Raw genomic sequence first — 6,160 nt, 5'->3', positions numbered from 1 at the left:
GTTCCAGTGCCACAGCCATGTCGGCGCTGCTCATCAATTCGATCATCTGGTAGTCATCCAACAAGCCGTCGCCGAGGCGGCTGACATAGAAGGCCTGGATAAAGGTTGGATCGTCTGGCAGGGAAACGGTGATGTAGTTCTTCCCGTTTCCAAGCCCCCAGTAATAGCTCAAAAGCTCTCCACCGAGCGCTTCGATCCCGCCCTTCACCGAGGCTGCGCGATCCCCCGGATTGGCGATCTGCATTTCCCAAGCGGTGCTATTGGACGTGCCAATGAACAGAAAGGTGCGCATGTTTCCGGGACGGTCTTGTGCAGAAACCGTCGAGGCCAGAGCGAGGAACGCCGTCGAGATCAGGTATTTCACTTTTGTTTACTCCCGGTGTTGAATTTGCCTTCTTGGACTTTGGAGCGCCGGGAAACGACTTTGCCGGTTGGAACCCAAGAACCTCAATGAACCCTCTTCCCGTCCATCCAGGTCTGCTCCACTTTGATCTCTGCGATTCGGTCGGCGGCTATGGCGCGGGGATTCTGGCCCAGGATCACGAAATCGGCTAGTTTGCCGACCTCAAGACTGCCGATCTCTTCTTCTGACAGGAGTTGAAAGGCCGGGACGCTGGTAATCGCCCGTAGAGCCATATCCACAGACGCTCTTTCGTGTTCGCCCAGCACTGTATCCGGGTCCGTAAACAAGGATCTTGTTACTGCGGCTTCTACCATTTCCAACGGAGAAAGAACCGAGACGGAATAGTCCGTGTGCAGAGAATAGGGCACACCGGCCTTCTCAAAGCTGCCGGTTCGATCCAGTTTCACCGCCTTTTCAGGGCCGAACACAGTGTCACGGAAGGCGGCACCCCAATAGAGAACGTGCGCGATCAAGAATGAACAAGAGATATCCAGCTCTTTGAGTTTGGCGATCTGGTCATCTTCGGTGATCGAACAATGTTCAATTCGGGGGCGCACGACATCGACACCGGCATCTCGGGCTTTCTGAACTGACGATATGATATTGTCGATGGCGGCATTTCCGTTGCCGTGCATGGCCATTTGGCCGCCACGTTTTGTGCCTTCGACAACTGCAGCGTCGATGTCTTTTTGACCCATATAGGCAAGACCAAGGTTGTCCGAGTTGAGGTAAGGTTCACGCTGCAATCCGGTGAAAGCTTGATTGGATCCGTCCGCGCTGATCTTCCAGCCGACGATACGGGACTTGTCATCGCCCTGACCGGGGCTTACCCCCGCTTGATCCCACATCACCAAGGCACCCCATTGGAGGTAGTTTCGGGTCCGCAAAGGGAAATCATCTCGCGCGGCGAGTTCCTCAAACACGTCCCAATCTTTCGGTGACGCTACGCCCGCAACCCCAAGAGTTGTCAGCCCCTGAGCATTCCATTCTTTCGCCAGCGCGACTGAACCTTCGATGCGATCATAGCTGTTATAGGGTTCAATAACGCCAAGCGCTCCGAACAACAGCGCGGATCCAGACAAGTTCCCGTCGGGACGACCATCGTCGTAACGCCCGTATTGGGCACCCTCAGGATCCGGCGTGTCGTCAGTAACCCCCATCAAGTCCAGCATGACAGAGTTAACGGTCATCTTATGGCCACCCGCTTGCCAGATGACCATCGGCGTGTCTGGCGCAATAGCGTCCAAATGATCCCGGGTAACAAGGCCATCAGCGAAGGATTGCGTCGCCAGGTCGAGGTTTACAAACAATGCCCAATCAAAAGGCCCTTGGCCTTCCGTGGCTTCTTTCATGTACCCAAGCGCCTCTTCGACTGTGGAAAAACGGTCGATGCCCACATTGTCAAAGACAGAAGATGCGCCGCCGCCGACCGGGTGGGAATGTGCGTCAATGAATCCTGGAAGGACCGTGCTGCCAGCCAGATCAACAACCGTTGCCTTTTCCCCGGCTTCTGCCATCACATCCGCTTCAGCCCCGACCGCCAGAATGCGGTTGCCCTGAATGGCCATAGCCTCAGCCACCGAAAAACCGGCATCCATGGTCAAGACGTTGGCATTTGTGAAAATCGTTGTGTCTTGGGCGGCGGCCATCGAGCCGCAGAATACCACCAGTGAGCCAAGTGCGAGACGTTTCATGTTCTATCCTTTTTAAGATGCGTTCGTCGGGGGAAAACGCGGGGCGGACGAGCGAGACCGCCCCGCGCTCTCCTCAATCCAGCGTGTTCTTGTAGAATTTGCCGTCCTTCATGATGACACGGATGGTTTCAAAACCTTCTTCGCGCGGTTCCGCGTCAAACCATTTCGGCTGGGCCCCCAAGACAGAAAGATCTTCCAGCGGGTTGCCATCGACGATCAGGATATCGGCATAGGCGCCTGCTTCAATCACGCCCAGTTTCTCGGGGTAAGGATTGCGTTGTCCCGTCAATTGCGCCAGCTCGCCCCCCGCCGATGTGGCCGAAACCAGCATGGCATGATTTCCGAACCAGTCGGCAAACTGGTACTTTTCGAAATCGCGGTGGGCGCGGCCCTGATCGAGCGTTGAAAGTACTGTATCAACATTGTGCACAATCTTGGGCTTGTACTTCTTGACCAGTTCAATGAGATCTTTGCTTTGGTCCTGGGCAACCGCGAGTTTGATACCTGCTGGCGTGCCGGGCGCAAAGTTGGGGTGCTCAAACAGGATCGGTGAAAAGCCCGCGGTATTGAGCGACCAGATAATACCTTCATCTGCCATGCGCTTTACGGTTTCTTCGGTGACCATCTGGCCGTGGTCAATGACCTTCACTCCGGCATCGAGAGCCAGTTTAACAGTCTCGTCTGTATAGGCGTGTACGAACACATATGTGTCATAAAATGCGGCCGCGTCCACTGCGGCTTTGATCTCTTCCACGCTGTATCCAACGGACCAGAGGGGGTCCAATTCAGAGGAAACACCACCGCCAACCGTAAGCTTGATCTGCGTGGCGCCGAAGCTGAGGTTTCTGCGCGCGGCTGCTCTGATTTCGTCTACGCCGTCCGCGACGACCGCGAGATTAAGTTCCTCGACCTGTGTGACGGGGCCACCTTCAGCGCGCGCACGGGGGCTGCGCCAGTCCGTGTGACCGGATTGCGGACCGATGCAGGCACCGCTTGGGTAAACCCGCGGTCCGACGACTATGTCCTGATCGATTAGTTTCTTCATCGCATCGCCTTGACCACAGGCATCGCGAACCGTCGTGTACCCATCCATGAGGTAGTCACGCGCGTTCGCAGCCGCCATTGCGCCAATACCATCCCAATTGGCATATTCCGCGCCACCAAAGCTTGTGAACAGACCGGTCAGGTTCAGGTGAACGTGGCTGTCGATCAGCCCGGGCATCAGCGTGCGCCCGCCGCCATCAATCAAGGTTGCGTCCGGCGCGTCGATGGCATCGGTCGAAACTTCCTTAATCAGGTTTCCCTCGACCAAAACACTGGCATTTTCGATCCGCGCTTCGTTCACACCGTCAAAAACATGGACGTTGGTGAACAGTGTTTGAGGCAAAGCGTCCTGCGCAAACGAAACGCTCGCCGCGAATACGAACGCGCTTGCCGTCACTGTAATCTGTTTAAGCTGTTTCATCGAGTTGCCTTTCTTTAAGTGTTTTGGGTGCGCGGGATGCCGAGGTAACTTCACCCCGCGCGACACTCAGTCGAGTGTGTTCTTGTAGATCACGCCGTCTTTCATGATCAGATCGAAGTTGTTCTCGTAGTCGGTCATGATCAGGGCATCCTCGACCGGGTTTCCTTCGACGAGCAAAATGTCCGCATAGGCCCCTTCTGTAATCACGCCGAGTGGACCTGCGGGATAGGGGTTGAGTTGACCTGACAGGGCAAGCAATTCACCGGCCTTAGACGTAGCCTGCAAAAGAACTTCGTAAGAAGACCACTCTTCGAGTCGATACTTGAATTCATCGTTCTGTTTGGTGAGGGCCGCAGGGTCCCCAATAATATCGGTGGAAAAGACGACCTTTTCGATGCCAAATTCCTTCAGCAACTTCATCTGGTTTCTGGCTCCGGCCTGAACTGCAAGAAATTTGGGAGCAGCGAGTGGGCCAAGCACCTTCGTGACAACCTCCTCATCCAGCCCCAGAAGCGAATAGTAGGGCACGACCCAGACATCCGCGTCCTTGATCGCCTGCGCGCCCACTTCAGTCATCAATTGCGCATGGTCGATGCTCAGGACACCCGCTTCGATGGACCGCAGAATGCTCTCGTCATTGTAGACGTGGACAAGGACGTAGGTATCCCAGTCCGCCGCAGCCTGCACTGCCGCCTCTAGTTCTTCGGGCAAGTACTGAACCGTGTGCAGCGGATCCACACTGGAGGATACGCCACCGCCCGCCATGACTTTGATTTGCGATGCGCCGAGGCGAAGCGCTTCGCGCGTTGCGCGCAGAACTTCCGGGACACCGTCGGCGAGAAACTCAAGATGCTGATTGAAGAACGACGGCGAGGACCCTTCGAAGTTGGGGTGCGGTTCCGTGTAGTGCCTATGCTCGCCATGCCCGGAGGTCTGCGAGATCACGGGGCCGGACGGATAGATACGGGGGCCGACGGCCTTGCCCCGGTCTATGGCTTTCTGAAGCCCGATTGCCGGCCCACCCGCATCGCGTACGGAGGTGAAGCCGCGCAACAGCATCTTTTCGGCCTCGATGGTGGAAACGGCGCCCCAGTACATCCAGTCGAAATTGTCCCTGAGGTCTGCAATCGGTTCGGTGATTGCCATGTGAACATGGGCGTCGATCAGTCCGGGCATCAGCGTGCGCCCACCACCGTCAATGATTTGGGCGTTGGCGACAGCCAGGGGTTCAGTTGAGACTTCGGCGATCAGGTTATCGACGACCAGAACATTTGCGTTCTCGATCCGCGCCTCGTTCACCCCGTCAAAGACATGAACATTTGTGAAAAGGATCGGGAAGTTCTCTTCCTGTGAGACAGCATGGGTTGGAAACAAATGACTCGCAAACAATACGGCGGGCGCCACTACACGCATCAGGCAACTGTTCATCAGGGCTCCTATCAACAAGAATCGCAAGAAAGCTTGATCAGGAACCATTATAGAATATGAATGACTTTATGCCTGACAGATTGCCGGTTCGAGAAGAACAGTTTTGGGAAACTGCAAGGTTTCATAATTTTATTGTGGGAGTTTCCTACACTCGGGAATATTGCGAATTTCTGGAGAAGAGATGACAAGAAGACTTGGTAAAAACACGGATCAGTCGCTGCCACTCGTCAGGGCTTCAGTTGCGGGCCCGGTTGTCGCAGCGCTTCGCAGCGTAGGGGTCGAACCCGCGTTTGTTCTTGATCCTCTGGGGTTGAACGAAGCGCAGGTAATGGACCCGAAGAATTTCCTGCGCCACGATACCGTCTACCATATCTATCAGGCCGTGGCAGAAGCCACTGCAAAGGATTTTTGCGCACGGGTCGGGCAATCCGTTGACCTTGTCAAATTTCTCCCGCTCGGCGATATGCTGGCAGAAGCCCTTACATTGGGAGACTTCTTTACCAGATACACTCAAGCGGTTTCCAAGGAATCCAATGCTGTTACGCAATCCCTCTTTGTCGAAGGAGAGCACGCATACTTCAGTGCCAAAAGGAACTTCCAGATTTCGGTTTCTCCCAGCCAAATCGATGCGTTTCTGACAAGTATATGGATATCCCTTTTGCACCGTGTTCTGGATTTCAGGTGGGACCCCAATCAGGTCATTCTTCGCGTCAGTGACCCGGAAGCGCTGCCCGGCCAATTTCACGGCGTTCGGGCAATCAAGTGCAATCCTCTAGGTTTTTCGATCAGGTTTCCCTCCAGCTGGCTAAGTTACAGATTACGACCAGAGGCACTGGAAAATCCCCCAGACTACAGGGTCATGGATGAAGATCTGGCCGCCCCACAGGATTTCCTTGCGGGACTGGTAGGCCTGATCAGGGTCCATCTTGCGGTTCCAGGTTTTGGTGTGAATGAGCTTGCGGATCTTTGTGGTTTTCATCAGGAAACACTGAACAACCGGCTGAAACCTTACGGTCAAACGTCATCCCAAGTGATCGCGCGCATTAAGCAGGAAGAAGCCGAACGCCTGCTAGCAAAAGACAACAAATCCGTCGGCGAGACAGCGCAAAGGCTTGGCTATGCCGACCCAACCGCCTTCTCCAGAGCATTTCGTAAATGGACGGGCGTATC

The 6,160-nt window shown here is 55.1% G+C and carries 5 protein-coding genes; 1 reads left to right on the top strand and 4 read right to left on the bottom strand.

Going from position 1 to position 6,160, the window contains the following annotated elements:
* The 4 genes from AC2FJZ_RS22165 to AC2FJZ_RS22150 form a co-directional block, all read right to left on the bottom strand.
* A partial coding sequence (locus AC2FJZ_RS22165; protein ID WP_496780388.1) for a hypothetical protein occupies positions 1-364 on the bottom strand: 364 nt, incomplete at its 3' end.
* 83 nt (positions 365-447) lie between these two features.
* Positions 448-2,097, bottom strand: coding sequence for an amidohydrolase (locus AC2FJZ_RS22160; protein WP_281973888.1), 1,650 nt, complete (start codon positions 2,095-2,097; stop codon positions 448-450).
* A 73-nt stretch (positions 2,098-2,170) separates the two neighbouring features.
* Positions 2,171-3,562, bottom strand: a complete 1,392-nt coding sequence (locus AC2FJZ_RS22155) for a metal-dependent hydrolase family protein (RefSeq protein WP_281973887.1) — start codon at positions 3,560-3,562, stop codon at positions 2,171-2,173.
* A 66-nt stretch (positions 3,563-3,628) separates the two neighbouring features.
* Entirely contained in the window at positions 3,629-4,990 is a 1,362-nt protein-coding gene (locus AC2FJZ_RS22150) for a metal-dependent hydrolase family protein (protein ID WP_281973886.1), read from the bottom strand.
* Positions 4,991-5,171: 181 nt separating this feature from the next.
* On the opposite strand from AC2FJZ_RS22150, the gene AC2FJZ_RS22145 reads away from it, so the two are divergent.
* Positions 5,172-6,160 (top strand): helix-turn-helix domain-containing protein (locus AC2FJZ_RS22145; protein ID WP_496780385.1); only part of this gene is annotated, 989 nt, incomplete at its 3' end.

The sequence above is a fragment of the Ruegeria sp. CDSA079 genome, from assembly GCF_059612245.1.
The sequence above is the reverse complement of the archived record's forward strand: the minus strand, read 5'-3'. Positions and strand labels throughout refer to the sequence as shown.